A 23,315-nucleotide genomic window follows, 5' to 3' on the forward strand; every position below is an offset into this window, starting at 1 on the left:
TGGGCCCGTGTACACAGCGGTGGGCGACGGGGGGACTGGGCCGGGCAGGAAGGTCGGGCGCAAGCCGGCGTTCGACGCCGAGGACGTGGTGGCTGCGGCGATCGCCGAGGGGCTCGACCGCTTCACCATGGCCGCGGTGGCCGCCCGGGTCGGCGTGGTGACCGCCGCGATCTATCGCCTCTTTCCGTCCCGTGATCAGCTGGTGCTGGCCTGCCTGGACACCGCGGCCGCGACCATCGCCACCCCGCCCGAGGGCGCCGGCTGGCGCGAGGCCCTGCACCTGTGGGCCGACGAATGCTGGCGCGTCTGCGAGGACTTCCCCGGGCTGAGCCGCCTGGTCTACAGCTTTCCGCCCGCGTTCACCCGGATCGAGGACGTCCTCGCCGCCTATTCGGCCACCCTGATGGCGCACGGGCGCACCCCGAGGCAGGCGATGTTCGCCCTGGACTTCATCGGCGACACCGTGTTCGCCTCGCACCTCGGTGTCGAGGCGATGCGGATGGTCGACGACGAGGGGGCGCGCGGTCTGGACCGGGTGCGCGAGGTACTCGGCGACGGGCCGACGGTGCTGCAGCCGGACGAGTCGTGGACCGGCCGTGCCGCCCTCGACACCAAGATCGACTTCATCGTCGCCGGTCTGGACCGCAGCTGGCCGGAACTGTGAGCCCGGCAGCACCGGATCGGTGCCGACGGCAGCACGCGGTGCGGCCGCCGGTTCTCGCGGTGGCAGTATCGAACCATGCCGGTGAACATCCCGCGAGATCTTCCCGCCCGCGCCACCCTTGAGGGCGAAGGCATCTTCGTGATGTCCGATGAACGCGCGCGTTCGCAGGACATCCGGCCGATGCGCATCGCCATCCTCAATCTGATGCCGACGAAGGAAGCGACCGAAACCCAGTTGCTTCGTGTCCTCGGAGGCACACCGCTGCAGGTGGAGGTGTCGCTGTTGCACATGGCGAGTCACTCGTCGCGCAACACTCCGCCCGAGCATCTCGAGGCGTTCTATGCGACATTCGCCGACGTCGCCGATCAGTACTTCGACGGCATGATCGTCACCGGGGCGCCCATCGAGCGGCTCGAGTTCGAAGACGTCGACTACTGGCCGGAGATGGCCCAGATCCTGGACTGGAGCCGCGAGCACGTCTATTCCACGATCCACATCTGCTGGGGAGCCCAGGCCGCGCTGTACCGGCACTACGGCGTACCGAAGTACGAACTGCCACAGAAGCTGTCCGGGGTCTTCGACCATCGCGTGCGCCGACCGGAATCGCCGCTGCTGCGAGGATTCGACGATGTCCTGGTCGCACCGCAGTCACGGCACACCGATGTGCACGCCGCAGACATCGAGGCGACGGGCGCGGTCGACGTGCTCGCCATCGGCGACGACTCCGGTGTACTGCTCGCGGCGACCCCCGATCTGCGGCAGGTGTTCATCACCGGGCATCCGGAGTACGACCGCGACACCCTCGGCCGCGAGTACCAGCGGGACGCCGAGGCCGGTATGGACCCGGCGCTGCCCGCCAACTACTACCCGGAAGACGACCCGTCCCGGGAGCCCGCACTGACGTGGCGCAGTCACGGCGTACTGCTGTACGCCAACTGGCTCAATCACTGCGTGTATCAGCGGGTGCCGTTCGAGTAGGCCGAGAATTCGGCTGCCCTCTAGGCGGGCGTGGGAGCGGCGCTCACCCCAGCAGGGCCACGGCGGCGCGGACGTAGGCGCGGGCCGCGGTCACCAGTTCGGACAGCGACACCGACTCGTCGGGTTGGTGCGCCTGGCCGTTGATGTCGCCGGGGCCCATCACCACGGTCGGGACCCCGAGGTCGCGGCTGATGAACCCGCCGTCGCACGCCGCGGTCCAGCCGCCGATCGACGTCGGGGCGCCGCTGTCGGCGACCGCCCGGGCCACCGCGGACACCAGCGGGGCGTCGGCGGGTGTGGCGAAGCCCGGCATCTCCATGGTCGGACGCACGGCGACGGCGATACCGTCGCCCTCGATGCCGGCCTCGGCGATGGCGTCGGCCAGATCCTCGGCGATCACCGCGACGGACTCGCCGGGCATCAGACGGCGGTCGACGCCGAGGCGGCAGTTCGGTGCCACCACGGAGATGCCCTGCCCGCCCTCGATCAGCCCGACGTTCCAGGTGCCGAAGCCCAGGAGGGGATCGGGGTTGGCGGCCATCGCGGCCTGGTCCTCCCGGATCAGGCCGATCACTCCGGCGGCGGCCTCGATGGCGCTGCGGCCGTCGGTGGGGCGACCCGAGTGCGCGGCCCGGCCGGTCACGACGATGTCCAGGTACGACGCCCCGCGACAACCGCGCACCACCTGCAGGCCGGTGGGCTCGGCGACGATGCAGCCCGCGAACTCCAGCGGGGGCGGGTCGGCGACGAAGGTGCGCACACCGATGCCGTGCTCCTCCTCGTCGACGGTCGCCAGTAGATGCACGGGTCCGGAGAGTTCGATGCCGAAGTCGCCGGCGCGGTCCAGCGCGGCCATCGCCGCGACCGCCGCGGCCAGCCCGCCCTTCATGTCCGCCGCACCGCGCCCGATGATCCGGTCGCCGTCGCGGCGCACGGTGAACGGATCGCCGGTCCAGTCCGGACCGGCCGGCACCACGTCGGAATGACCGAGCAGCAGCAGCCCCGGTCCGGTTCCGGTGCGCGAGGTGGTCGCGAGCAGATTCGGGCGGTCGTCAGCTGCCTCGGTGAGGGTCACGGTGAACCCGGCGTCGCTGCACGCTCGCGCCAGGACGCCCGCCGCCGCCCCCTCGGTGCCCCCGGGATTCACGCTCGGCGTCTCCACTAAAGAGCAGGTCAGAGCCTCGATCAGGGCCGCGTCGATCGACTCGGTGAGGGCCGCGATCGCGGCCTCGGGCACGGCGTTCATCGTCGTCCTCTCCCTCGGTCGGGTCGGCGACCTACGAGTCGTCCTCCGGTGTGTGAGCGTTCGATAGTAGGCTAAGCCCGATGACCATCGTCTATTTCGTGATTGCGGCCCTCGCGCTGATCGGTGCCGGCGTTCTGCTCTGGCTGGACCGTACCCGGTCCGACCAGGTGCACCACCAGCGCGCGGTGTGGGGACAGACGCACTCCTTCCAGTTCCGTGACTCCGACAGCAAGCTGCGCACGGCGTTCCACCGCGCAGCGATGGACGTTCCCGACCACGTGCAGGTGCGCGATGTCGCCTACGGCGTCTACGAAGGTGCCGAAGCCGTCGTCTTCGACCTGGACGAGACCGCGACCGTGGTCGCCGTCCGTCGCCCGGCCGCCTCATCGGTGACCGTCGACCTGCGGTACGAGGATGTGCTGGCGCCGGCGGAAGAGGACGTCGACCTGCTCGGCGCCATGGGCTCGCGGGTGATGTTCGCGTCCAACCTGGACGCCGCACGCCGGGTCTGCGACCGCCGCATGGTCGCACTGGCCACCGAGGTGCCCGCGTACGTGGAGATCCTCTGGAACGAGGGCAACTGGGCGCTCGGCTCCATGCCGCTGACGGCCGACCCGGAGCACCTCGACGTCGCCTTGGACACGGTGCGCCGCTTCGCCGACCTGCTGCGCGTCCTGCCGCCGGCGGTCGACCCGCAGGATGCGCCCGATCCGCGCGACCCGCACGGTCCGATCAGCGACGAGCTGGCCGACGAGAAGACCGAGAGCCTGCGCGACAAGGCCCGCCGCGGCCGCCGCCAGCTCGACCAGGACGAGATCGACGAGTCGCTCCCCGAGCCGGGACAGGCTCCGGCGCCCCGGGGGCCTGCGCCCGCATACGGACCGCCGCAGGGATATGTGCCGCGGTCCTCGCCGCTCGACGCGACCCCGCGGCCCGCGGCCGATCGTCCGGGGCCCGCATACCCCGAGCCGGACTACCCCGCTCGTGAGGACTACCCGGAGCGGCCGCCGCGTCCGGCACCGATGCGCCAGCGCCGGGACCGGCCAGGCCCGCCGGACCTGCCGCCGCTGAACAACCCGCGCGACCTCGACTGACCAGGAGACCCCGCCCGATGGCCGCATCCGACACTCCTGCCCTGGACCAGACCGCCCGCCGACGGCTCGCCGAACTGGTCGCCGAACTCTCGGTGGTCCACGGGCGCGTGACGCTTTCCTCCGGCAAGGAGGCCGACTACTACGTCGACCTGCGCCGCGCCACTCTGCAGCACGAAGCGAGCCGCCTGATCGGCTCCCTGATGCGCGAGCTGACCGCGGACTGGGAGTACGACGCCGTGGGCGGCCTGACGCTCGGCGCCGACCCGGTCGCGACGTCGATCATGCACGCTGACGGCAGGGCGATCGACGCCTTCGTGGTCCGCAAGGGCGCCAAGCAGCACGGCATGCAGCAGCAGATCGAGGGACCGGCCATCGCGGGCAAGCGGGTGCTGATCGTGGAAGACACCTCCACCACGGGGGCCTCCCCGGCCAAGGCCGTCGCCGCCGCGCGCGCCGCAGGAGCCGAAGTGGTGGGTGTGGCGACCGTCGTCGACCGCGATACCGGCGCCGACGAGGTGATCCGCGCCGAGCGGGTCCCCTATCGCTCCCTCCTCGGGCTGGCCGACATCGGCCTGTCCTGACTGGACCGTCGAACACCTTGTCCGGCAAGGACATCGGGTCCCCCGAATCAGGCGGGCCCACCGAATGGCACAGCGGTATCGGCGAGCCCGTGGGCGTGGGCCCGTGGCGCGAAGAGCACCCGGATACCGCCGAGCCCAGTGGAGATCCCCGCTACGACCCGGAACTGCTGGCCGACGGTGATCGCCGCAACGTGGTGGACGCCTACCGCTATCAGACGCGCGAGGCGATCGTCGAGGACCTCGACACCCGGCGGCACCGGTTCCACGTGGCGATCGAGAACTGGGGGCACGACGCCAACATCGGCACCGTGGTGCGCACCGCGAACGCCTTCCTCGCCGAAGGCGTGCACATCGTCGGGCGGCGCCGCTGGAATCGGCGCGGGGCGATGGTGACCGACCGCTATCAGCACATTCACCACCACGCGAGCGTGGACGAGCTGACCGATTGGGCGCACGGGCACGGGCTGGTGGTGGTGGCCGTCGACAACACCCCCGGCTCGGTCCGGCTCGAAGAGACCGCGCTGCCGGAGAACTGTCTGCTGCTGTTCGGTCAGGAGGGGCCGGGGGTCACCGCCGAGGCGAGCGAAGCCGCCGAGCTCACGGTGTCCATCGCCCAGTTCGGCTCCACTCGCAGCATCAACGCCGGCGTGGCCGCCGGCATCGTCATGCACACCTGGGTCACCCAGCACGCCGACCTGGACCAGGCCTGGTAGCCGGTCAGATCCCGCCGCGTTCGGTGAGCAGCACCCCGATCAATCCGGTCTCCTTGCTCTGGCTGTTCACCATGCTGGTGGCGAGCCGGGCGACGACGCCGTCGGGGACCTGAGCGGTCAGGTCCTGCGCCATGGCGATGCCGCCGTAATGGTGGCGCTGCATCAGTTGCAGGAATCTGTTCTCTGCGTCCTGCGGCGGCAGCGCTCCCAGTTCGGCCACCTCGTCGGCGGTCGCCATTCCCGGCATGTCGTGCGAACCGAGGTCCTGGTCGTGGACGTGTGGGCTCTCGCCGGCACCGGGGTACCGCTGCATCCAGGACATCGGCGCCGGATTGTCCAGCGGCTCACCGGCCAGTTGCAGCCACCCGGCCATGGTGCCCATCTCGAACTGCTGGGCCTGCGCGATCTGCCTCCCCAGGCTCCGGACGGTGTCGTCGATACCGGGACGGTCGATCAGCTTGCCCATCTCCACCGCCTGGCGATGATGGCCCAGCATGTCCTGCACGAAGCCGGTCTCCACCACGCTGAGTGCGGGGTCCTGCGCTGGACGATCGTCGATCAGAAACGGCCGCAACATGATCCCACCCAGGACGGCGAACACCACGACGGTGCCGACGGCGATCGCCGCGACGATCCCACGACCGCGTGGGTCGCTCATGAGCCCACGTGGGACAGCTGATCGGCAGGAGGCGTGTAGACGTCGTTGGTCAACTGCAGCACCTGGAATCCGTTGTCCGAGCATCCGACGTAGAGCTTGTCGCCGCGCCATTCCGGCGGCGAGAAGCACCAGTCGGTGGACAGATCCGTGAATGCCCGGCCCGACCGTCGGCCCAGCGCCTGGCCGGGATCGAACTTCCCGTCGGCGAGGGAGGCGAGGATCCCGCCGGTCGAGATGAACGGGGCGCCGATCACCGACGAGAGGGCGTGCGGCGAGTTCCAGAGATCCAAGTGTCGTCCGGTCTGGGCGGGCGGGTTGAAGTAGGCGATCTCCTTGACCTGCTTGGGATTGCGCACATCGAAGACGCGGACACCCGACGAGATCCAGCCGCAGGCGAGGGCGGTGGGGTTCACCGGCCGGTCGGCCGCACAGTAGTGGGACTCGTAGGCGAAGACGCCGCCGCCCATGCTCGAGGCAAGGGCGCGGTCCTGATGCTGCGGGAAGTTGACCTCCAGCTTGAGCTCATTGACCACCTTCGGGGAGCGCGGATCGTTCACGTCGACCAGTTTGACGCCGCCGGAACCGCCTTCGAGGACGGTGAACAGGTACTCGTCGTCGCCGTAGGTGACCGGGACGCTGTGCTGGGTGAAGGCGCCGCTGGTCCAGTCGAGCTGAGAGAGCTTGCGCATGTGCGGGTTCGCGTCTCGTCGTTGAATGGAGCTGACGTCCCAGATGCTCATCCCGCCGAAGTTGTGCGACAGGTAGAGGGTGTTGCCGTCGGCGCTGACGCCGACGCCGTGATTCTCCAGGGCGGTCAAATTGTGGGCGATCACTTTCGGCCGCGCCGGATCGCTCAGGTCTACCGCACTGATCAGGCCGGGGCCGACGCCCGACGCCCAGTACGTCTTGCCGTCGGGGGAGAAGCCGCCCTCGTGCGCCGTGATCGGCAATGGCGCCGCTGGTGTGCCGACCACGTCGTTCAGCAGGCGGGGACGGGCGCAGTCACTGATGTCGTAGACCGCCAGTAGTCCGGCGCCGGTGAGCAGGGGAACCCCCGTGCCCACCAGTAGTTCGCTCTTGCGGTTGGCCTTGAGACTCTCCCAGGTTCCGGCGGTGAGTGCGGGGGCGCGCAGGGTGGTCGTCCGCCTCGGCGCCGACGGATCGCTCGCATCGATCACCGCGACGCCGGTGTCCGATCCCACCATGGAGCCCGGGAACATGCTCCCCATGTAGGCGCAGTGGTCGTGACTGCTGGAGGTGATCCCGCCGCCGTGGCCCTGGTATCGGCCGAGTCGGACGACGTTGCAGGAGTAGCCGCGCGTACTGCGGCCGGATTCCCGATCGGCGGCCGGGACCTCGCCCTGCAATGCCGGTTCGGGAGCAGATCCCGGGCCGCATTCGGCCGTCGCGATCGGCAACGGCGGCGCCGCTCCCGCCGGCAGTGCCGGCGCCACCGCGGCGGCGATGGCGACGGCGATCACGACGGCCTGCACGCGCAGCCGCCTCCTCTTCGAAAGTGCAAGCAGCATGGACGGTCCCGACCGTTGATGAACAGAGACGATCGCCTCGGTGCCGGGCCGCCGGTAACGGCGTCCGGGTGAGTCAGATCACAAAGACCCTGACATGCCTTCCATATCTCAGTCAAGTGACTCATTATCGACGTGCAGGCCGCACGCGTCGGGGTGAAAGGAGGTGGTCTGTCGGGGGCGGTGTCCGCTGCTCAGGTCGCGGGTGCCAGCCACAAGCCCAGCAGGCCGTCGACCATGGCCTCGGAGAACATCTGCCACGACCGCATGTCGAGGGCGTCGGCTTCGTTGCGGGATCGTTCGAAGTCGGCGAAGGTCGAGATGAGAATGTTCTGCGTCATCAGGTTGCGCACCGTGATCGCTTCCTGGGGCAGTGGAGGCAGCGCCTGATAGAGGCCGTCCAGGATCCGCAGTAGCGACGGTGAGCGACTCGCCTCCTGGTACAGGAGTGCGGTGTTCGCCGGGTCGACGGCGAGCTGCGTGCACAGAGCCGCGAAATGCGTGCGCCGCGTGGCGGTGCCGATGTACTCCAGCTGCGGCTGAACCAGGCAGCGGAGCCAGTCGCGGAGCTGGGTGATGTAGCCGAGATCGTCGACCAAGCGCTGGCGGATTCGCTCGATCGGTTCGTTGTGGGTCTTCAGGAGTGCCTGCAGCAGGCCCTCGCGGGAACCGAAGTGGTACCCGACGGCGTAGTTGTTGCCCTGGCCGGCCGCCTCGCAGATCTGCCGGTTGGAGACCGCGGTGACCCCGTGCTCGGCGAAGAGGTCTTCGGCGGCGGCGAGTAGCAGCTGTCGCGTCTGCGTCGCCTGCACGCCGGGTTCGCCGCTCATGTCGCCATGATCCCTCATGCGGTCGGCCGTGGAGGCGGGCGCGGTCGGACCGGGGGATCAAACCCGCCGTCGAATAAGTCATATGACTTACACATTTGAAGGAGTGCACCACATGACCACAGCAACTCGGACCGGACTGAATCGGCGGAGCTTCCTCGCCGGCTCCGCGGCGGCCGGTGCCGCAGCCCTGGCGATGCCCGCGGCCGCGGCGAGTGGGCGCCCCGCCCGCGTACGGCTCACCCGAGAGACGCACCGCGCCGTGGTCATCGGGTCCGGCTTCGGCGGTGGCGTCGCTGCGCTGCGGCTGACACGGGCCGGCGTTCCGATCCTCCTCCTGGAGCGCGGCCGGGAATGGTGCACCGGGCCGAACGCCTCCACATTCCCCAGTGTCGCGAGCCCGGACAAACGTGCGCTCTGGCATCGCAGCGCCCCACAGTTGTTCGGCCGGCCGCTGTCGGTGGATCCGTACGTGGGCCTGGTCGACGCGGTGGTGGGCGAGAACATGACGGCTCTCGCGCCGGCCGGTCTCGGTGGCGGCTCGCTGATCTACCAGGGGATGTCGTTGCAGCCCAGCCAGGCGGTCTTCGAGGAGCACTTGCCCGCCGCGCTGGATTGGCCGACGCTCGACCGCGTCCACTATCCGCGCGTGGCTCGCATGCTCGGGCTCGCCGTGGCCCCGGACAGCCTGGTCCGGCGGCCGGAGTACCAGGCGGCGCGCACCTTCGCCGCCCGCGCCCGCCGCGCCGGCAAACCGGTCTCGAAGATCCCGATGCCGATCGACTGGAACTACGCACTCGCCGAACTGCGCGGTGAGATGCGCCCGGCCTACACCGACGGATCGGGCGCCCTCGGGGTGAACAACGGCGGCAAGCACTCCGTGGACGTCACCTATCTCAAGCAGGCGCGGGCCACCGGGCGGCTGACCGTCGCCACCCAGCACGAGGTGACCGACGTGGGCCGCGGCCCGGACGGTCGCTGGGTGGTGCACGTGAACAGAACCGACCTCCACGGCCGCATCCTCGAGCGCAAGGTCTTGACCACGCCGACACTGATCATGTCCGCCGGTAGCGTTCACACCACGCGACTACTGGTGCGCGCCAAGGCATCCGGTGCGATCGCCGACCTTCCGGACGGCATCGGCAGCGGCTGGGGAACCAACGCCGACCGGATCTACACGTGGACCGCGCCGGACGCGGACTTCGGCGAGAAGCAAGGCGGCCCGGTGGTGTACGGAAGCCTGAACTGGGCGGACCCGCGGTCTGCACACACCGTCATTCAGGCGTCGATTCCGCCGCTCGGCCCGGACCTGCACACCACGATGATGGTTGGCTTCGGGGTGAGTGGTGACCGCGGGCGCTTCGTCTACGACTCAGCGCGGCAAGAGGCCGTGCTGCGTTGGCCGGCCGGCGGCGATCGCGGCGTGCAGTGGCGGCACATTCACCCGACGGCCACTGCGATCGCCGGTCCGGGAAGCGTGCTGGGCGACTCGAACGCGGTCCTCAACACCACGTGGCATTCGCTGGGCGGGGCGTGCATGAAGACGGTCTGCGATCTGAGTGGCCGGGTGCACGGGCAGCGCGGTCTGTACGTGATCGACGGTGCGCTGATCCCCGGGACCACTGCGGCGTGTAATCCGTCGATGACGGTTGCGGCCGTGGCCGAACGCGCGCTGGACGACCTGGTCGCCAACGACGTCGGCACCGTCATCTGAGTCGCGGCGGTGGCGGATCACCGCGGTCACCGGGCCGAGGCGCGACTGGATGCGCGCCACCGCGTCGGCGAACTGCTCCGGATCGTCGACATCGGCCACCAGGGCGACGACGCGGTGGTGGCGCGTCGGGGCGGCCAGGAATCCGATCACATCGGTGTGCCGGGCGCCGATCACACCGACGGGCAGGCTCGCGGCAGCAAGGGCTTCCGCATAGCGCCGGGCGGCCGGCGAGTCGAGCACCACGAGCTGAACCGCGGTGGGGGAGTAGGGCGTCGGGGTCGTATCCGTTGTGGTCATGGGTCCCACCGTGCGGCTCAATGCTCACCGCGCGCTCGCCAAGAGCCTGCGAGTCGGCTGCCAGTCCGTGAATTGTCCACTTTCGCGGACTGTCAAGACAGGAGCGCACCTCATACCGTGGCATTCAATGTCATCTGCGTCACAGGAGGTACTCATGACAGTCTCGCCGGCCTCGCCGATGCTCCACGTCGACGACCGGGACCGGATCGGGCAGGAGTTCCGCACCGTTCTCGGACACTTCTGCACCGGCGTCGTGATCGTGACCGCGCTGGACGCCGAGGGCGGGCCGGTCGGCATGACCGTCGGGTCCTTCACCTCGGTGTCGCTGGACCCTCCTCTGGTCGGCTTCTTCGCCGGGCAGTCCTCGACCACTCTGCCGCACATCACCGCTGCGGGCAGCTTCTGCGTCAACGTGCTCGCCGAGCACCAGAACGAGCTCGCGCGCAGCTTCGCCAGGAGTGGGGCGGACAAGTTCGGCGACGTCGACTGGCATCGGGCCCGCGGTGGCAGTCCGCGACTGAGCGAAGCGCACGCGTGGATCGACTGCACCCTGCACGACGGCAGACCGTACGGCGATCACGACCTGATCGTCGGCGAGGTGGTCGGACTATCGCTGCCGGTGAGCAATCCTCCGTTGGTCTTCCACCAGGCGAAGTTCCACGGACTGCGCGAACTGTGACCACCTCCGTCGGCCCGCCGCCTACTGTCGACAGTGAAGAAGGAGTCGCTGGAAGATGTTGCGTGCACTGCCGACTCGCCGGAACGGCGATGGACTGACCGTCCTCGACGGTCTGCCCGAAAAGCACATTCGCGCCATTCTCAACGTGCTGGCGCGGTGTAGCGGAATCACCGACCCGGAGGAATTCCGGACAAACGTGGTGGACGGAATATCGACGAATTTCGGTATTCGTGACGTCACATTCTTTTCCGGACGATCATTCGACGATGCGTTTTCCGACCCCGACCCAATTCTGACGGGAGCGGCGAGCCACCTGCTCGACGAATACCAGTCCCGATGGCGCGATAAAGATATCTTCGCCACCTCGGCGGCGCGGCAGGTGCTCATGCGCAACGGCTATGTGCAACTCGCTGATTTCACAACGCTGCCCGCACCGCAGCATTCCTACGTGGTGGACTACCTGCTGCCGCACGGGATGACCGTCGCCTCCGCGATTCACCTGAAGACCAAAACCGGTGATGCGCTCGTCGGTCTGTTCGACTCCGACCGCGAGCTCGACCGGGACGAGACCATCGCGGTCCGCTTCCTCGGTGCGCAACTGCAGGCGCATGCTGCGGCGGTCCCCTTCGGCGAGGAGGACACCACCCTCTCGGCGCTTCTCTCGCCGCGTCAGCTGGAGGTGGCCAAGCTGGTGGTCGAGGGGCTGAGCAATGCCGAGATCGCCCGGGTGATGTCACTGACCGAGCAGTCGGTGAAGAAGTACATGAGCCGGATCTTCGCGGCCACCGGCTGCGCCAACCGGGCCGCCCTCACCACGCGCGTGCTCATCGAGTTCGGCCGGCACTGACCGGTTCCGGGGTCAGCCGGTCAGGTGCTGGAAGCGGAGCCGCTTGGTCTCCAGGTAGGCGGTGTTGAACTGATTCCGTGGTGCCGGAATCGGCAGCGCGCGAGTGACGGAGAATCCCGTTTCTCCGATCGCCCGCAGCTTGTCGGGATTGTTGGTCAGCAACTGCATCGAGTGCACGCCGAGTGCGCGGAGCACGGCGCCCGCGGCCTGATAGTCGCGGGCGTCCGCCGGAAGCCCGAGTGCCAGATTCGCATCGACGGTGTCGTGCCCGCGGTCCTGCAACTGGTAGGCGGAGATCTTGGCCTTGAGGCCGATGCCGCGGCCCTCGTGTCCGCGGAGGTAGATCAGCGCGCCGCCCTGCGTCTGGGCGATCTGCTCGAGCGCGGTGTCGAGCTGGTGGCCGCAGTCGCAGCGCAGCGAGTGCAGCGCCTCGCCGGTCAGGCATTCACTGTGGATCCGCACCAGGGCGTCGCTGCGGGTGGGGTCGCCCCAAGTCAAGGCCAGATGGTCGACGCCCGTGGGATCGCTGAAGACGGTGGCATCGAAGACGCCCCAGGGGGTCGGCAGCAGCGCGGTGCTCCCGCGGGTGACGGCGGGCGACGGTGCCGGGGCCGCAGGTGCGGCGGGATCGAAGACGTCGGCGAGTTCGGCGATGGTGACCGCGATCAGCTGATGGTCGTCGGCGAACCGCTGGGCGTCGGCGCCGCGGAGCATGTCGGTCTTGTCGGCGCTGGTCATCTCGCACAGCAGTCCGGCCGGCTGTAGGCCAGCTTGCCGGCACAGCTCCAGGGCGGCCTCGGTGTGTCCGCGGCGGGCCCACAGTGAGCCGGGATGCGCCCGCAGCGGCAGCACGTGGCCGGGCCGCGCGAAGTCGCCGGCCTCGGCGGCGGTGTCGGCCAGCGCCCGGATCGTCGTGGCCCGGGCCTCGGCGCTGATCCCGGTGCCGGTGCCCTTCGCGTCCACGCTCACCGTGAACGCCGTGCCGAGCGGGTCGGTGTTATCGCTCACCATCGGGTTCAGGTGCAGGTCGCGGGCGCGGTCGGCCGGCAGCGCCACGCACAAGAAGCCGGACGTGTGCCGCAGGAAGAAGGCGATCTGGTCGCGATCGGCGAACTCGGCCGGCAGGATCAGATCGGCCTCGTTCTCTCTGTCGGCGTCGTCGAGCACCACCACCGGGCGGCCGCGGCGCAGCTCGTCGAGCGCGGCGTGGACCCGCTGCCGGGCCGACGTGGAGCTGGAGGAGGCGAGTCGCATTCTGCGGCCTTTCTTTTCGGGTCGGAGAGATTCGGCGACAAGCCATTACTCCGATTGACGAGAAACGCTAACAGGAGCCGAAGGTGGCCGTCGAGTCCTCGAAAGGGGACGCAGAGATTGTCCACTTCTGAGGACTATGCACAGGTGTGATGCGCGCCATAGTGTCGAATTCGATGTAATTCACCGCCACTGGAGGAACACATGGCAAACCTGAAATTCGGCACCTTTCTCGCGCCCATCCATAAGCCGGGAATGAACCCGACCCTGCTGCTTCAGCGGGACCTGGAACTGGTGGAGTATCTGGACCGGCTCGGCTACGACGAGGCGTGGTTCGGTGAGCACCACTCGGCCGGCGCGGAGATCTACGCGTCCCCGGAGATCATGATCGCCGCGGCCGGCGAGCGCACCAGCCGGATCAAGTTGGGCACCGGCGTCACGTCGGTGTCGTATCACAATCCACTGTGGGCGGCCGAGCGCATGGTGATGCTCGACCACCTCACCCGCGGCCGCGTCCTGTTCGGTCTCGGCCCGGGCTCGCTCCCGACCGACGCCATGATGCTGGGGCTTTCCCAGATCGACACTCGCGAGCTGCTCGCCGAGAACACCGACATCATCATGCGTCTGCTGCGTGGCGAGACGGTGAGCGCCAAGACGCGAACGCACGAGCTGTTCGACGCCCGGATCCAGATGGCGCCGTACTCCGATCCGCTGTTCGACGTCGTCGTCGCCGCCATCGCATCGCCCACCGGCGCGCGACTGGCCGGCAAGCACGGCATCGGCCTGCTGTCGATCGCCGCCACTCTCACCGCGGACGGCTTCAGTGCCCTCCAGCACCACTGGGGCATGCTCGAGGAGTTCGCCGCTCAGGCCGGCCGTGCCGACGAGGTGGATCGATCCACCTGGCGTCTGGTGGGGCCGTTCCACATCGCCGAGACCAAGGAGCAGGCTTACAAGGACGTCGAGCACGGGATCGAATACTGGTTCAACTACCTGCAACACGTCGCGGCCTTCCCGCAGATGGACGTCCGGGGCGAGAACAAGCGCGAGATGATCGACTTCATCAACACGTCCGGCATCGGCGTCATCGGCACCGCCGACGAGGCCCGCGCCCAGGTGCAGCGTCTGGTGGACCAGTCCGGCGGCTTCGGCACCCTGCTGATCCAGGGCCACGACTGGGCCAACCCGCAGGCCACCAAGCGGTCGTTCGAACTCTTCGCGCAGGACGTGATGCCCTACTTCCAGGGGCAGGCGCAGCCGATGCTCGACGCTGCCGAACGGGCTGAGGCGGTGCGCGAAGGTCAGGCCGCCGCGCACGTCGAAGCGGTTGCGCACATGACCAAGAAGTACGAGAAGGAACTGGGGAGGGTCTGACATGGCGACGGTATCGGTGGAGAAGGACTTCCCGGCCGCCGCCGAGGTGGTCTGGAGTGCGCTCGAACGGACCGGAGACGTGGCCGACTGGATTCCGTCACTGCGCAAGTCGTGGATGGAGGGCGATGTGCGGCACGTGGAGTTCGCGGACGGCTCGCCGGCGCGCGAGCGGATCGTCGCCCTCGACGGAGACCGGCGCACGTACACCTACACCTACGTCGACGGACCGCTGCCGCTGGAGCGCTACGAGTCCACCGTCCGGGTTCACCCCGCCGGCGAGGGGGCCTGCCGGGTCACCTGGAGCGCCGATTTCGCGGCGGGGTCACCGGCGGTGGAACAGGAGCTGGCCGTCTCGATCGAGGGGATGTACGGCGACGCTCTCGCCGGACTGGCGGCCCAGCTGACCGACTGAGCTCACCCGAGGTCGGTGATCCGCACCGGCGGCACGGCTACTACTTGCTGATGCCGGCGGTGAGGATCACCGCCAGCTCGCGGTAGGCGTGGGCGTCGTCGAGGCCGGTGGCCTCCCGGACGCCGCGCTGCTGGATCCGCTCCATCATGGTGGCCGCGATGTCGGCGGCGAGGGCGGCGTGCACGGCGCGGAACTCCCCGGCGGCCACACCCTCGTCGATCAGCTGGTGCACGCGTTCGGCGGCCAGCCGGGTGTTCTGCGCGTAGACCTCGCGGGCCGGGGGAAACGCGTCGAGGTCGGCCATGAAGCGATCGGATGCCGGGGCGAGCGCGGCCCCGACCGCCTCGAGGTAGCCGATGATCCGTTCGCGGGCGCCGGGGATGTCGGCGATGCGGGTCTCCACCTCGTCGGTGGCGCCGCGAAAGAAGTGCACCGTCGCCGACCGGACCAGCTGCTCCTTGCTGCCGGCCAGGGTGTAGAGCGTCGACTTGGAGCAGTGCAGCCGTGCCGCGATCTCGTCGAGCGTCAGATGGGAGAAGCCCTCGGCGAGGAACAAGCCGACCAGGGCGTCGAACAACTCCAGACGCCGCTTGGTGGCGAACTCGGGCGGCGTGGTCATACCCCGAATAGTACTGGCAAGGGTCTTGCAGTACTACCGACCCGACAGTACTGTGAGTGGCAGCAGAGTACTGTTTCCATGCCGAGGAGAACCGATGCCGGTCGACCGTTTGCTGCCCACCGACGAGGCCCGCGAGTTGATCGCGCTGACCCGGGACATCGCCGACAAGGCGCTCGACCCGATCGTCGACCAGCACGAGAAGAACGAGACTTACCCCGACGGTGTCTTCGCGACGCTCGGCGAGGCCGGGTTGCTCGGCCTGCCGTACCCCGAAGAGTGGGGCGGGGGAGGTCAGCCGTACGAGGTCTACCTGCAGGTGCTCGAGGAGATCGCCGCGCGCTGGGCGGCGATCGGCGTCGCGGTGAGCGTGCACGGCCTGGCGTGCTTCCCACTGGCCACCTACGGGACGCAAGAACAGAAGAAGCGCTGGCTGCCCGAGATGCTCGGCGGTACCACCATCGGCGCCTACAGCCTGTCCGAGCCGGACGCCGGCTCCGACGCCGCCGCCCTCAAATGCCGCGCCACTGCAGTCGGGGCGGGGCCGGACGAGTACCGGGTCACCGGCACCAAGTCGTGGATCACCCACGGCGGCATCGCCGACTTCTACAATCTCTTCGCCCGCACCGGTGAAGGCTCCAAGGGCATCTCGTGCTTCCTGGTGGACAAGGACACCGAGGGCCTCTCCTTCGGCAAGCCGGAGGAGAAGATGGGGCTGGCGGCGGTACCGACCACCTCGGCCAGCTACGACGACGCGCTGATCCCGGCCGACCGTCGTCTCGGCGACGAGGGGCAGGGCCTGCAGATCGCCTTCAGCGCACTGGATTCCGGCCGGTTGGGGATCGCCGCGGTCGCCACCGGCATCGCGCAGGCGGCATTGGACGAAGCCGTCGCCTACGCCAAGGAGCGCCAGACCTTCGGCAAGGCCATCATCGACCACCAGGGGCTCGGCTTCCTGCTCGCCGACATGGCCGCGGCGGTCGATTCCGCTCGCGCCACCTACCTGGATGCGGCCCGCCGCCGCGACCGCGGTCTGCCCTATTCCCGACAGGCCTCCGTCGCCAAGCTGATCGCCACCGACACCGCGATGAAGGTGACCACCGACGCCGTGCAGGTGTTCGGCGGCAACGGGTACACCCGCGACTTCCGCGTCGAGCGCTTCATGCGCGAAGCCAAGATCACCCAGATCTTCGAGGGCACCAACCAGATTCAGCGACTCGTCATCGCCCGCGGACTCGCCGCGAACTGACCGTCACCGACACCAGCAGCATCACCGACAGAGGAGAACCATGAAACTGAACGACACCGTCGCCTTGGTCACCGGCGCGGCCTCCGGCCTCGGCAACGCCACCGCCCGCGCCCTCCACGAACGCGGCGCCGCCGTGGTGCTGGTGGACCTGCCGGGCTCGGACGGCGAAGCCGCCGCCACCGCGCTCGGCGAGCGCGCCGTCTTCGTCCCGGCCGACGTCACCTCCCCGGACCAGGTCGCCGCGGTCGTCGCCGCCGCCGCCGACCTGGGCCCCCTGCGCACGGCGGTCAACTGCGCGGGCGTCGCCACCCCGGGCAAGGTGCTCGGCCGCGACGGCGCACTCCCGCTGGACGTCTTCGAGCGCGTGATCCGCATCAACCTGGTCGGTACGTTCAACGTGATCCGGCTGGCAGCCGAGCAGATGGCCACCACCGAGCCGGTCGACGGCGAACGCGGCGTCATCGTCAACACCGCCTCGGTGGCCGCCTTCGACGGCCAGATCGGTCAGCCCGCCTACGCGGCCTCCAAGGGTGCCGTCGCCGCCATGACCCTGCCCATCGCGCGGGAGTTGGCACGACAGCTCATCCGCGTCGTCACCATCGCCCCCGGCATCTTCGAGACGCCCATGCTCGCCGGCCTGCCCGAAGCGGCGCAGCGCTCCCTCGGCGAGCAGGTGCCGCACCCGTCCCGTCTGGGTCGCGCCGACGAGTACGCCGCCCTGGCCATGCACATCGTCGACAACGCCATGCTCAACGGCGAGACCATCCGCCTCGACGGTGCGATCCGGATGGGCCCGAAGTAGCGCGACCGTCACCTGAGTCTCCCACCCGAGAAGAGAGGATCGTCACCGATGACGACCGAAAACAACCGTCCGCTCGCCGGACGCACGCTGATCATGTCCGGCGGCAGCCGCGGCATCGGCGAGGCCATCGCGCTCAAGGCGGCGCGCGCCGGGGCGAACATCGCCCTGCTGGCCAAGACCGCCGAGCCGCACCCGAAGCTCCCCGGCACCGTCTTCACCGCGGCGAAGGCCGTCGAAGAGGCCGGCGGGCAGGCGCTGCCGATCGTCGGTGACGTTCGCGACGACGAGCAGGTGGCCGATGCGGTCGCGCAGACCGTCGAGCGCTTCGGCGGCATCGACATTGTCGTCAACAACGCGAGCGCCCTCGACATCACGCGCACCGAAGACCTCGCCATGAAGAAGTACGACCTGATGCAGGACATCAACGCGCGCGGCGCCTTCCTGCTGTCGAAGACGGCGATCCCGCACCTGCGGGCCTCGTCGAACGCGCACATCCTGACGCTGTCGCCGCCGATCACCCTGGATCCGAAGTGGTTCGCCGAGATCGGTACCGGCTACACCATCTCCAAGTTCGCGATGACGCTGGTCACGATCGGCCTCGCCGCCGAACTGAAGGCCGACGACGTCGCGGTGAACTCGCTGTGGCCGCACACCACCATCGACACCGCGGCGGTGCGCAACATCCTGGGCGCGGACATGGTCTCGGCCAGCCGCACCCCGCAGATCATGGCCGACGCGGCGATGGCGATCCTCTCCCGCCCGGCCGGCGGCCCCACGGGCGAGTGCTACGTCGACGACGAGGTCCTCGCCGCCGAGGGGGTCACCGACTTCAGCGAGTACCTGGTGACTCCGGGGGCCGAGGCCGACCTGGAACTGGACTTCTGGATGGACCCCTGGACCTAGGGGGTGTAGGCGCTCCAGGCGCCGATGTCGTAGCCGGGCGCTTCCCGCCAGCGGCGCAGCGCCGGCGACGATTCCGGCAGCGCCAGGGGACGGCGAGGTCCACGCGCCGGCCGCCGATCAGCCGCGCCTGGTCCATCCACCAGCCGGGATCGCCCAGGGTGGTGAAGTCGGCGGTCACCGCCTCGGCGGAGTCGGCCGAACCGACGACCGGCGGCTCGGAGTCCACCGGGTTGATCGTGTAGATCCCGCTGGACCCGGCGAAGCCGGGGCCGACGGGATTGGCGGCCACCGTGTACGCCTGCGCCGTCTTGGCCACCGCGTACCAGAACGTCATCGTCCCGTCCGGATAGCCGGCGACGAACAGGTCGCGGTTCTCCTGCAGCCGGCCGCCGTCCCACGCGCTCGGCACGGCGATGATGTCAGCGCGCCGGACCGACAGCACGCCGCCGGCTTCGGGGAAGCGCACGTCGTCGCACAGCAGCAGGCCGATCCGGCCGATGGCGGTGTCGAACACCGGCAGATCGTCCCCGGCCGCCGCCCACGCGGCATCCCGCCCCAGATGCGTCTGCCGGTACCGGCCGATCACGGTGCCGTCCGGTCCGACGAGGATGGCGGTGTGGAAGAACTCGCCGCCCTCGGCGACGATGTGGCTGCCGACCCACGTGGCAGCCGAAGCGGGCCGCGAAGTCCGACAGCGCCTGGACGGTGCGGCCGACCGGGTTCTCGGCGAGGTCCGCCGCCGACGCGGCGCCGGGCCGCCCCGGGCCCCCGGTGAAGGAGAACGCCGGCAGGACGACGAGGCCGGTGCCCGGTGCGGCCGGGGCGGAGGCGTGCAACTGCGCCTCGACGATGCGCACGTTCGCGCCGAAGTCGCCGGGGACGATCGGGTACTGCAGCGCCGTGGCCCGCACTCGGTGCGACCGGACCGATGCCACCGGATCGGTCGGCGACCGGAATGCGAGCAGGTCGGCGTACAGCTCGGGACGCCGGTCGGCGAGGGTGTGCTTCTGCTCGTTGCGGTACCGGCCCGGATCGATCGTGCCGTACAGGATCCGGCCGCTCGGCGGCGGTCGTGTCCGGGGTGGTGGCGGGCAGATGTCCGGTCCGCTCGCCGGTGGCCTGCCAGATCGAAGCCGCCCCGCCGAAAGTGACGCTGAGCCCGGTGGTCGGATTGGTTTCGGCGTTGTTGCGGTCGGTGGCGACCATCGCCAGACCGTTCCAGGCGCAGAACTGCTCGACGGCGGCGATCGTGGAGTGGTTGTTGCGGGCCGCCTCGGTGAGCTGCGGCAGCACGCGGTCGCTGGCGCAGATGTAGGCGATCAGGTCGGCGCCCTTGAGTGCCGCCAGCCGCGCCGGCTCCCAGTAGGTGTCGTCGTAGCAGATGAGCATGCAGATGCGGCCGAGTTCGGTCTCGAACACGGGGTACCCGGTGTCGCCCGGCACGAACCAGAGGTTGTCGCTGGGATTGAGGCCGTTCTTGCGGTACTTGCCGATGTAGCCGTCCGGGCCGATGAGCGCGCCGGTGTTGTAGGTGAGCCCGGTGTCGGGGTCCGCCTCGGCGATGCCGATCGCCACGTAGCAGGAGAAGCGGCGGGTCAGCTCGGCGATCCGGTCGGTGGCCCGGCCCGGGACCGCATCCATATAGGGCAGGAACTGGTCGCGGTCGCGATAGATGTAGCCGGACAGGGCGCACTCGGGCAGCACGATCAAGCGGGCGCCGGCGCCGGCGGCCTCGCTGATCACCTCGAGGGCGCGTGTGAGGTTCCGGTCGAACTCGAAGAGCTCTGGATTGAACTCGATCGCAGCGACCCGAAACGGTCGATCGACGGTCATGGCAGCGCCGTCAGGAATCCTTCTTGGGATCGGAGTCCGCGGAATCGAGGTCCGAGGGGTCCAGTTCGGCGGCCGACGTGGAGGAGTCGTCGAGGTCGACGGGGGTCTCGTCGATCTCGGCACTGCGGTTGCGCCACCGCTTGAAGATCTCGGTGAGGATGGGGATCACCGAGAGCAGCACGATGAGGATGAAGATCAGGTCGACGTTGTCGGCGATGAACTGGATCTGGCCCAGGAAATAGCCGAGCAGGGTGACACCGCAGCCCCAGAGGACCGCGCCGACGATGTTGTAGGTGACGAACACCGAATAGCGCATCCGCGCGGCGCCGGCGACCAGCGGCGCGTACGTGCGGACGATCGGCACGAAGCGAGCCAGCACGATGGTGATCGGCCCGTGCTTCTCGAAGAACTGGTGGGCTTCGACGATGTAGGCCTCTTTGAGGACCTTGTTGTTGGGTTTGAACAGTGTGTAGCCGAGTCGATTACCGATGAAATACCCCACCTGATCACCCAGGAATGCGGCGATCGGGATGGTCACCAGCAGCACCCACAGCGGGGCGAAGGGCTCCACCTCGGTCGACTTGGCGGCGACGATCAGCCCCGCGGTGAACAGCAGCGAGTCGCCGGGCAGCAGCGGGAACAGCAGCCCGGACTCGATGAAGACGACCAGCAGCAGGCCGGCCAGAACCCAGGTGCCGAACGAGTTCAGCAGGTTGACGGGGTCCAGGAAGCCGGGCATCAGTGCCACCTGAACGGTGGTCTGAGCGAGGAGGGATTCGGTCACGGACTCCGAGGATACCGGTCAGAACCTTGTAGAACGCTGAGCGACCCCGGTTACCGGCTGATCGACCGGGCGGGCTCACCGCTCTGCGCGTCGTGGACCTCGATGGCGGCGTCGGCCGAATACTGCCGCCGCTGTATTACCGCGACCACGGCCACCACGGCGGCTCCGGCGACGAACAGGCCCAACGCCAGCGGCCAGTCGTCGCCTATCGGCTGCAGGCCGCCCTGCTCGGTCTGCCACGGCCACAGGGCACGCAGGGAGCCGAACATCATCCCGGCCGCGAGCACCATCGCGGTCGTATGGTGATTGGCCAGCACCCACTCGAGGATCCGGACGAAGGAGACGAGTCCGAAGATCGCGCCGGCGGCGAAGACCGCCAAGTAACCGACGTCGAGCGAGTCGACGGCATTCATGGTGGCCGCGTACAGCCCCACCACCAGCAGGAAGAACGACCCGGAGATACCGGGCAGCACCAGTGCGCACACGGCGACGGCAGCGGCGCCGAAGACCAGCAGGAGCGATGGATCGGTGATCTCGGAGCGGGGCAGCGAGGTGAGCGTGAAGACGACGGCCGCACCCGCGACGAAGAGTCCGGCCGCCCTCATCCGTGCGCGTCCGCTGCGCAGCGACCCGGGCTCGATCTCCAGGAAGGGGATCAGTACCGACATGGCGATCATGCCCATGAACAGGGCCTTGGAGGCCACCGGCTGCTCGGTGACGAACGATTCCATCAGCCCGGCGATGGCGAAGACGACCACGACCACGCCGATCCCGATCGGTGCCAGCAGCCACCAGTCGACTCGGCGGACGGCGGCCTTCCAGTCGCCCCGGGTGAGGCACGCCTTGCCGACGTCGGTGAGATTCTTGGCCGCGGCGATCAGCCGGCTGTAGATGCTGGTGACCAGAGCGATGGTGCCCCCGGACACGCTGGGGATGGTCTCGGCGACCCCGATGAAGGCGCCGCGCACCAGGTTGCCGGCGAACTCGCCGGGAGTGGGGCGGGGCGCGGGCGGCGCGTCCGGCGCCGCGGGGGTCGCAGATGTATCGATCACGGGGACTCAGCGTACCGGTGAATCCTGGCAATTCGCCGAGAGCGTCCGTGCCCGGAGGGGTGATCTTGCCCCCGTCTATGGGGGCCGGGCCCGCCGCCAGGCGGTAACCGGCATACTGGGGACGACAAGAAAACGCCTGAGTGCGGACCATATCGCTGGAGGACTCTATGCCTATCGCAACCCCCGAGAAGTACGCTGAGATGCTCGCCAAGGCCAAGGAAGGCGGCTACGCCTTCCCGGCCATCAACTGCACCTCGTCGGAGACCATCAACGCCGCGATCAAGGGGTTCGCCGATGCCGGCAGTGACGGCATCATCCAGTTCTCGACCGGTGGCGCCGAGTTCGGCTCCGGCCTGGGCATCAAGGAGATGGTCACCGGGGCCGTCGCGCTCGCCGAGTTCGCGCACGTGATCGCCGACAAGTACGACGTCACCGTCGCGCTGCACACCGACCACTGCCCCAAGGACAAGCTGGACACCTACGTCCGCCCGCTGATCGCGATCTCGCAGGAGCGCGTCGACAACGGGCAGAATCCGCTGTTCCAGTCGCACATGTGGGACGGCTCGGCGGTCCCGATCGACGAGAACCTGGAGATCGCCCAGGAACTGCTCACCCTGGCTTCCAACGCCAAGATCATCCTCGAGGTGGAGATCGGCGTCGTCGGCGGCGAAGAGGACGGCGTCGAAGCCGAAATCAACGACAAGCTGTACACCTCGGTCGAGGACTTCGAGAAGACCGTCGACGCGCTGGGCGTGGGCGAGAAGGGCAAGTACCTGCTCGCCGCCACCTTCGGCAATGTCCACGGCGTCTACAAGCCGGGCAACGTGAAGCTGAAGCCCGCCGTCCTCGATGAGGGCCAGCGCGCCGCGATCGCCAAGCTGGGTCTGGACGCCGGCAGCAAGCCCTTCGACTTCGTCTTCCACGGCGGCTCGGGCTCGGCCAAGAGCGAGATCGAAGAGGCGCTCGGCTACGGCGTGATCAAGATGAACGTCGACACCGACACCCAGTACGCGTTCACCCGTCCGGTCGCCGGACACATGCTGAGCAAGTACGACGGCGTGCTGAAGATCGACGGCGAGGTCGGCAACAAGAAGGACTACGACCCGCGCAGCTACTTGAAGAAGGCCGAGGCCGCGATGAGCGAGCGCGTCGTGGAAGCCTGCAACGATTTGAAGTCGGCCGGCAAGTCCATCAGCGCCTGACGACCGCAGGGCC

Annotated in this window: 24 protein-coding genes; 14 read left to right on the forward strand and 10 right to left on the reverse strand. The window is 69.0% G+C overall.

Annotated elements, in window-relative coordinates; translation table 11 throughout:
* The first annotated feature begins 7 nt into the window (after positions 1-7).
* Positions 8-664 carry a TetR/AcrR family transcriptional regulator gene (locus ABD732_RS05780; protein WP_344781537.1) on the forward strand — a complete coding sequence of 219 codons (657 nt, stop codon included), beginning with the start codon at positions 8-10 and terminating at the stop codon, positions 662-664.
* A 75-nt stretch (positions 665-739) separates the two neighbouring features.
* Entirely contained in the window at positions 740-1,642 is a 903-nt protein-coding gene (gene metA / locus ABD732_RS05785; protein ID WP_344781539.1) for a homoserine O-acetyltransferase MetA, read from the forward strand.
* A gap of 43 nt (positions 1,643-1,685) precedes the next feature.
* Here the strand turns inward: metA and ABD732_RS05790 are convergent, their stop codons facing one another.
* Positions 1,686-2,888, reverse strand: coding sequence for a M20 family metallopeptidase (locus tag ABD732_RS05790; protein WP_344781541.1), 1,203 nt, complete (start codon positions 2,886-2,888; stop codon positions 1,686-1,688).
* A gap of 80 nt (positions 2,889-2,968) precedes the next feature.
* Between ABD732_RS05790 and ABD732_RS05795 the strand changes: the two genes are divergently transcribed.
* The 3 genes from ABD732_RS05795 to ABD732_RS05805 are packed head-to-tail and all read left to right on the forward strand — an operon-like array spanning position 2,969 to position 5,276.
* A complete protein-coding gene (locus tag ABD732_RS05795) occupies positions 2,969-3,982 on the forward strand; it encodes a hypothetical protein (RefSeq protein ID WP_344781543.1) in 1,014 nt (337 codons plus the stop codon).
* Positions 3,983-3,999: 17 nt separating this feature from the next.
* Positions 4,000-4,563, forward strand: coding sequence for an orotate phosphoribosyltransferase (pyrE, locus tag ABD732_RS05800; RefSeq protein ID WP_344781545.1), 564 nt, complete (start codon positions 4,000-4,002; stop codon positions 4,561-4,563).
* A 17-nt stretch (positions 4,564-4,580) separates the two neighbouring features.
* The gene (locus tag ABD732_RS05805; protein WP_425552988.1) at positions 4,581-5,276 is read left to right on the forward strand and encodes a TrmH family RNA methyltransferase; all 696 of its coding nucleotides are present in this window, start codon (positions 4,581-4,583) and stop codon (positions 5,274-5,276) included.
* 4 nt (positions 5,277-5,280) lie between these two features.
* Here ABD732_RS05805 and ABD732_RS05810 read toward each other — a convergent pair whose 3' ends face one another.
* From ABD732_RS05810 to ABD732_RS05820, 3 genes are all read right to left on the reverse strand, one after another.
* Positions 5,281-5,934: a DUF305 domain-containing protein gene (locus tag ABD732_RS05810; RefSeq protein ID WP_344781547.1), complete on the reverse strand. Its 654-nt coding sequence runs from the start codon at positions 5,932-5,934 to the stop codon at positions 5,281-5,283.
* Positions 5,931-7,463, reverse strand: coding sequence for an LVIVD repeat-containing protein (locus tag ABD732_RS05815; RefSeq protein ID WP_344781549.1), 1,533 nt, complete (start codon positions 7,461-7,463; stop codon positions 5,931-5,933). Before ABD732_RS05815 ends, ABD732_RS05810 begins: the two co-directional genes overlap by 4 nt.
* Positions 7,464-7,654: 191 nt before the next feature.
* Positions 7,655-8,290: a TetR/AcrR family transcriptional regulator gene (locus tag ABD732_RS05820; protein ID WP_344781551.1), complete on the reverse strand. Its 636-nt coding sequence runs from the start codon at positions 8,288-8,290 to the stop codon at positions 7,655-7,657.
* Positions 8,291-8,402: 112 nt separating this feature from the next.
* Here ABD732_RS05820 and ABD732_RS05825 point away from each other — a divergent pair, with 112 nt between their 5' ends.
* From ABD732_RS05825 to ABD732_RS05835, 3 genes are all read left to right on the forward strand, one after another.
* Positions 8,403-10,001: a GMC oxidoreductase gene (locus tag ABD732_RS05825; protein ID WP_344781553.1), complete on the forward strand. Its 1,599-nt coding sequence runs from the start codon at positions 8,403-8,405 to the stop codon at positions 9,999-10,001.
* 451 nt (positions 10,002-10,452) lie between these two features.
* Positions 10,453-10,977 carry a flavin reductase family protein gene (locus ABD732_RS05830; RefSeq protein WP_344781555.1) on the forward strand — a complete coding sequence of 175 codons (525 nt, stop codon included), beginning with the start codon at positions 10,453-10,455 and terminating at the stop codon, positions 10,975-10,977.
* Positions 10,978-11,032: 55 nt separating this feature from the next.
* On the forward strand, positions 11,033-11,824 hold the full coding sequence (locus ABD732_RS05835) for a response regulator transcription factor (protein WP_344781557.1): 792 nt from the start codon (positions 11,033-11,035) through the stop codon (positions 11,822-11,824).
* Between the two features lie 12 nt (positions 11,825-11,836).
* Here the strand turns inward: ABD732_RS05835 and ribA are convergent, their stop codons facing one another.
* Positions 11,837-13,078 (reverse strand): GTP cyclohydrolase II, encoded by a 1,242-nt coding sequence (gene ribA, locus ABD732_RS05840; protein ID WP_344781559.1) that lies wholly within the window; start codon positions 13,076-13,078, stop codon positions 11,837-11,839.
* 201 nt (positions 13,079-13,279) lie between these two features.
* Here ribA and ABD732_RS05845 point away from each other — a divergent pair, with 201 nt between their 5' ends.
* Both ABD732_RS05845 and ABD732_RS05850 read left to right on the forward strand, forming a co-directional pair.
* A complete protein-coding gene (locus ABD732_RS05845; protein WP_344781561.1) occupies positions 13,280-14,449 on the forward strand; it encodes an LLM class flavin-dependent oxidoreductase in 1,170 nt (389 codons plus the stop codon).
* A 1-nt stretch (position 14,450) separates the two neighbouring features.
* The gene (locus ABD732_RS05850) at positions 14,451-14,861 is read left to right on the forward strand and encodes an SRPBCC family protein (RefSeq protein WP_344781563.1); all 411 of its coding nucleotides are present in this window, start codon (positions 14,451-14,453) and stop codon (positions 14,859-14,861) included.
* A 40-nt stretch (positions 14,862-14,901) separates the two neighbouring features.
* On the opposite strand, the gene ABD732_RS05855 is transcribed toward ABD732_RS05850, so the two are convergent.
* Positions 14,902-15,480 carry a TetR/AcrR family transcriptional regulator gene (locus ABD732_RS05855; RefSeq protein ID WP_344781565.1) on the reverse strand — a complete coding sequence of 193 codons (579 nt, stop codon included), beginning with the start codon at positions 15,478-15,480 and terminating at the stop codon, positions 14,902-14,904.
* Positions 15,481-15,574: 94 nt separating this feature from the next.
* Here ABD732_RS05855 and ABD732_RS05860 point away from each other — a divergent pair, with 94 nt between their 5' ends.
* Genes ABD732_RS05860 through ABD732_RS05870 form a run of 3 tightly spaced genes read left to right on the forward strand, consistent with a single transcriptional unit; the run spans position 15,575 to position 18,431 of the window.
* Positions 15,575-16,726 carry an acyl-CoA dehydrogenase family protein gene (locus ABD732_RS05860; RefSeq protein WP_344781567.1) on the forward strand — a complete coding sequence of 384 codons (1,152 nt, stop codon included), beginning with the start codon at positions 15,575-15,577 and terminating at the stop codon, positions 16,724-16,726.
* A gap of 40 nt (positions 16,727-16,766) precedes the next feature.
* Positions 16,767-17,528 carry an SDR family NAD(P)-dependent oxidoreductase gene (locus ABD732_RS05865; protein ID WP_344781569.1) on the forward strand — a complete coding sequence of 254 codons (762 nt, stop codon included), beginning with the start codon at positions 16,767-16,769 and terminating at the stop codon, positions 17,526-17,528.
* Between the two features lie 48 nt (positions 17,529-17,576).
* Positions 17,577-18,431: an SDR family oxidoreductase gene (locus ABD732_RS05870; RefSeq protein WP_344781572.1), complete on the forward strand. Its 855-nt coding sequence runs from the start codon at positions 17,577-17,579 to the stop codon at positions 18,429-18,431.
* Here ABD732_RS05870 and ABD732_RS05875 read toward each other — a convergent pair.
* The 4 genes from ABD732_RS05875 to ABD732_RS05890 are packed head-to-tail and all read right to left on the reverse strand — an operon-like array spanning position 18,358 to position 22,100.
* On the reverse strand, positions 18,358-19,017 hold the full coding sequence (locus ABD732_RS05875) for a carbon-nitrogen hydrolase family protein (protein WP_344781574.1): 660 nt from the start codon (positions 19,015-19,017) through the stop codon (positions 18,358-18,360). The two genes, ABD732_RS05870 and ABD732_RS05875, sit on opposite strands and share 74 nt — an antisense overlap.
* Positions 19,014-20,264, reverse strand: coding sequence for a nitrilase-related carbon-nitrogen hydrolase (locus ABD732_RS05880; RefSeq protein ID WP_344781576.1), 1,251 nt, complete (start codon positions 20,262-20,264; stop codon positions 19,014-19,016). Before ABD732_RS05880 ends, ABD732_RS05875 begins: the two co-directional genes overlap by 4 nt.
* Before the next feature lie 10 nt (positions 20,265-20,274).
* Complete coding sequence (locus ABD732_RS05885) at positions 20,275-21,048, reverse strand: DedA family protein (RefSeq protein ID WP_344781578.1); 774 nt, start codon at positions 21,046-21,048, stop codon at positions 20,275-20,277.
* 50 nt (positions 21,049-21,098) lie between these two features.
* Positions 21,099-22,100, reverse strand: a complete 1,002-nt coding sequence (locus tag ABD732_RS05890) for a DUF368 domain-containing protein (RefSeq protein ID WP_344781580.1) — start codon at positions 22,098-22,100, stop codon at positions 21,099-21,101.
* A 167-nt stretch (positions 22,101-22,267) separates the two neighbouring features.
* Here ABD732_RS05890 and fbaA point away from each other — a divergent pair, with 167 nt between their 5' ends.
* The gene (gene fbaA, locus ABD732_RS05895; RefSeq protein WP_344781582.1) at positions 22,268-23,302 is read left to right on the forward strand and encodes a class II fructose-bisphosphate aldolase; all 1,035 of its coding nucleotides are present in this window, start codon (positions 22,268-22,270) and stop codon (positions 23,300-23,302) included.
* The last annotated feature ends 13 nt before the right edge of the window (positions 23,303-23,315 follow it).

The sequence above is a fragment of the Gordonia caeni genome (assembly GCF_039537105.1).
In the GTDB taxonomy this organism is placed as follows: domain Bacteria; phylum Actinomycetota; class Actinomycetes; order Mycobacteriales; family Mycobacteriaceae; genus Gordonia; species Gordonia caeni.

Bases quoted from the DNA above. Each gene is read 5' to 3' on its own strand.
- metA (WP_344781539.1), top strand. From the start codon at position 740: ATGCCGGTGAACATCCCGCGAGATCTTCCCGCCCGCGCCACCCTTGAG.
- ABD732_RS05790 (WP_344781541.1), bottom strand. From the start codon at position 2,888: ATGAACGCCGTGCCCGAGGCCGCGATCGCGGCCCTCACCGAGTCGATC.
- ABD732_RS05795 (WP_344781543.1), top strand. From the start codon at position 2,969: ATGACCATCGTCTATTTCGTGATTGCGGCCCTCGCGCTGATCGGTGCC.
- pyrE (WP_344781545.1), top strand. From the start codon at position 4,000: ATGGCCGCATCCGACACTCCTGCCCTGGACCAGACCGCCCGCCGACGG.
- ABD732_RS05810 (WP_344781547.1), bottom strand. From the start codon at position 5,934: ATGAGCGACCCACGCGGTCGTGGGATCGTCGCGGCGATCGCCGTCGGC.
- ABD732_RS05815 (WP_344781549.1), bottom strand. From the start codon at position 7,463: ATGCTGCTTGCACTTTCGAAGAGGAGGCGGCTGCGCGTGCAGGCCGTC.
- ABD732_RS05820 (WP_344781551.1), bottom strand. From the start codon at position 8,290: ATGAGCGGCGAACCCGGCGTGCAGGCGACGCAGACGCGACAGCTGCTA.
- ABD732_RS05825 (WP_344781553.1), top strand. From the start codon at position 8,403: ATGACCACAGCAACTCGGACCGGACTGAATCGGCGGAGCTTCCTCGCC.
- ABD732_RS05830 (WP_344781555.1), top strand. From the start codon at position 10,453: ATGACAGTCTCGCCGGCCTCGCCGATGCTCCACGTCGACGACCGGGAC.
- ABD732_RS05835 (WP_344781557.1), top strand. From the start codon at position 11,033: ATGTTGCGTGCACTGCCGACTCGCCGGAACGGCGATGGACTGACCGTC.
- ribA (WP_344781559.1), bottom strand. From the start codon at position 13,078: ATGCGACTCGCCTCCTCCAGCTCCACGTCGGCCCGGCAGCGGGTCCAC.
- ABD732_RS05845 (WP_344781561.1), top strand. From the start codon at position 13,280: ATGGCAAACCTGAAATTCGGCACCTTTCTCGCGCCCATCCATAAGCCG.
- ABD732_RS05850 (WP_344781563.1), top strand. From the start codon at position 14,451: ATGGCGACGGTATCGGTGGAGAAGGACTTCCCGGCCGCCGCCGAGGTG.
- ABD732_RS05855 (WP_344781565.1), bottom strand. From the start codon at position 15,480: ATGACCACGCCGCCCGAGTTCGCCACCAAGCGGCGTCTGGAGTTGTTC.
- ABD732_RS05860 (WP_344781567.1), top strand. From the start codon at position 15,575: ATGCCGGTCGACCGTTTGCTGCCCACCGACGAGGCCCGCGAGTTGATC.
- ABD732_RS05865 (WP_344781569.1), top strand. From the start codon at position 16,767: ATGAAACTGAACGACACCGTCGCCTTGGTCACCGGCGCGGCCTCCGGC.
- ABD732_RS05870 (WP_344781572.1), top strand. From the start codon at position 17,577: ATGACGACCGAAAACAACCGTCCGCTCGCCGGACGCACGCTGATCATG.
- ABD732_RS05880 (WP_344781576.1), bottom strand. From the start codon at position 20,264: ATGACCGTCGATCGACCGTTTCGGGTCGCTGCGATCGAGTTCAATCCA.
- fbaA (WP_344781582.1), top strand. From the start codon at position 22,268: ATGCCTATCGCAACCCCCGAGAAGTACGCTGAGATGCTCGCCAAGGCC.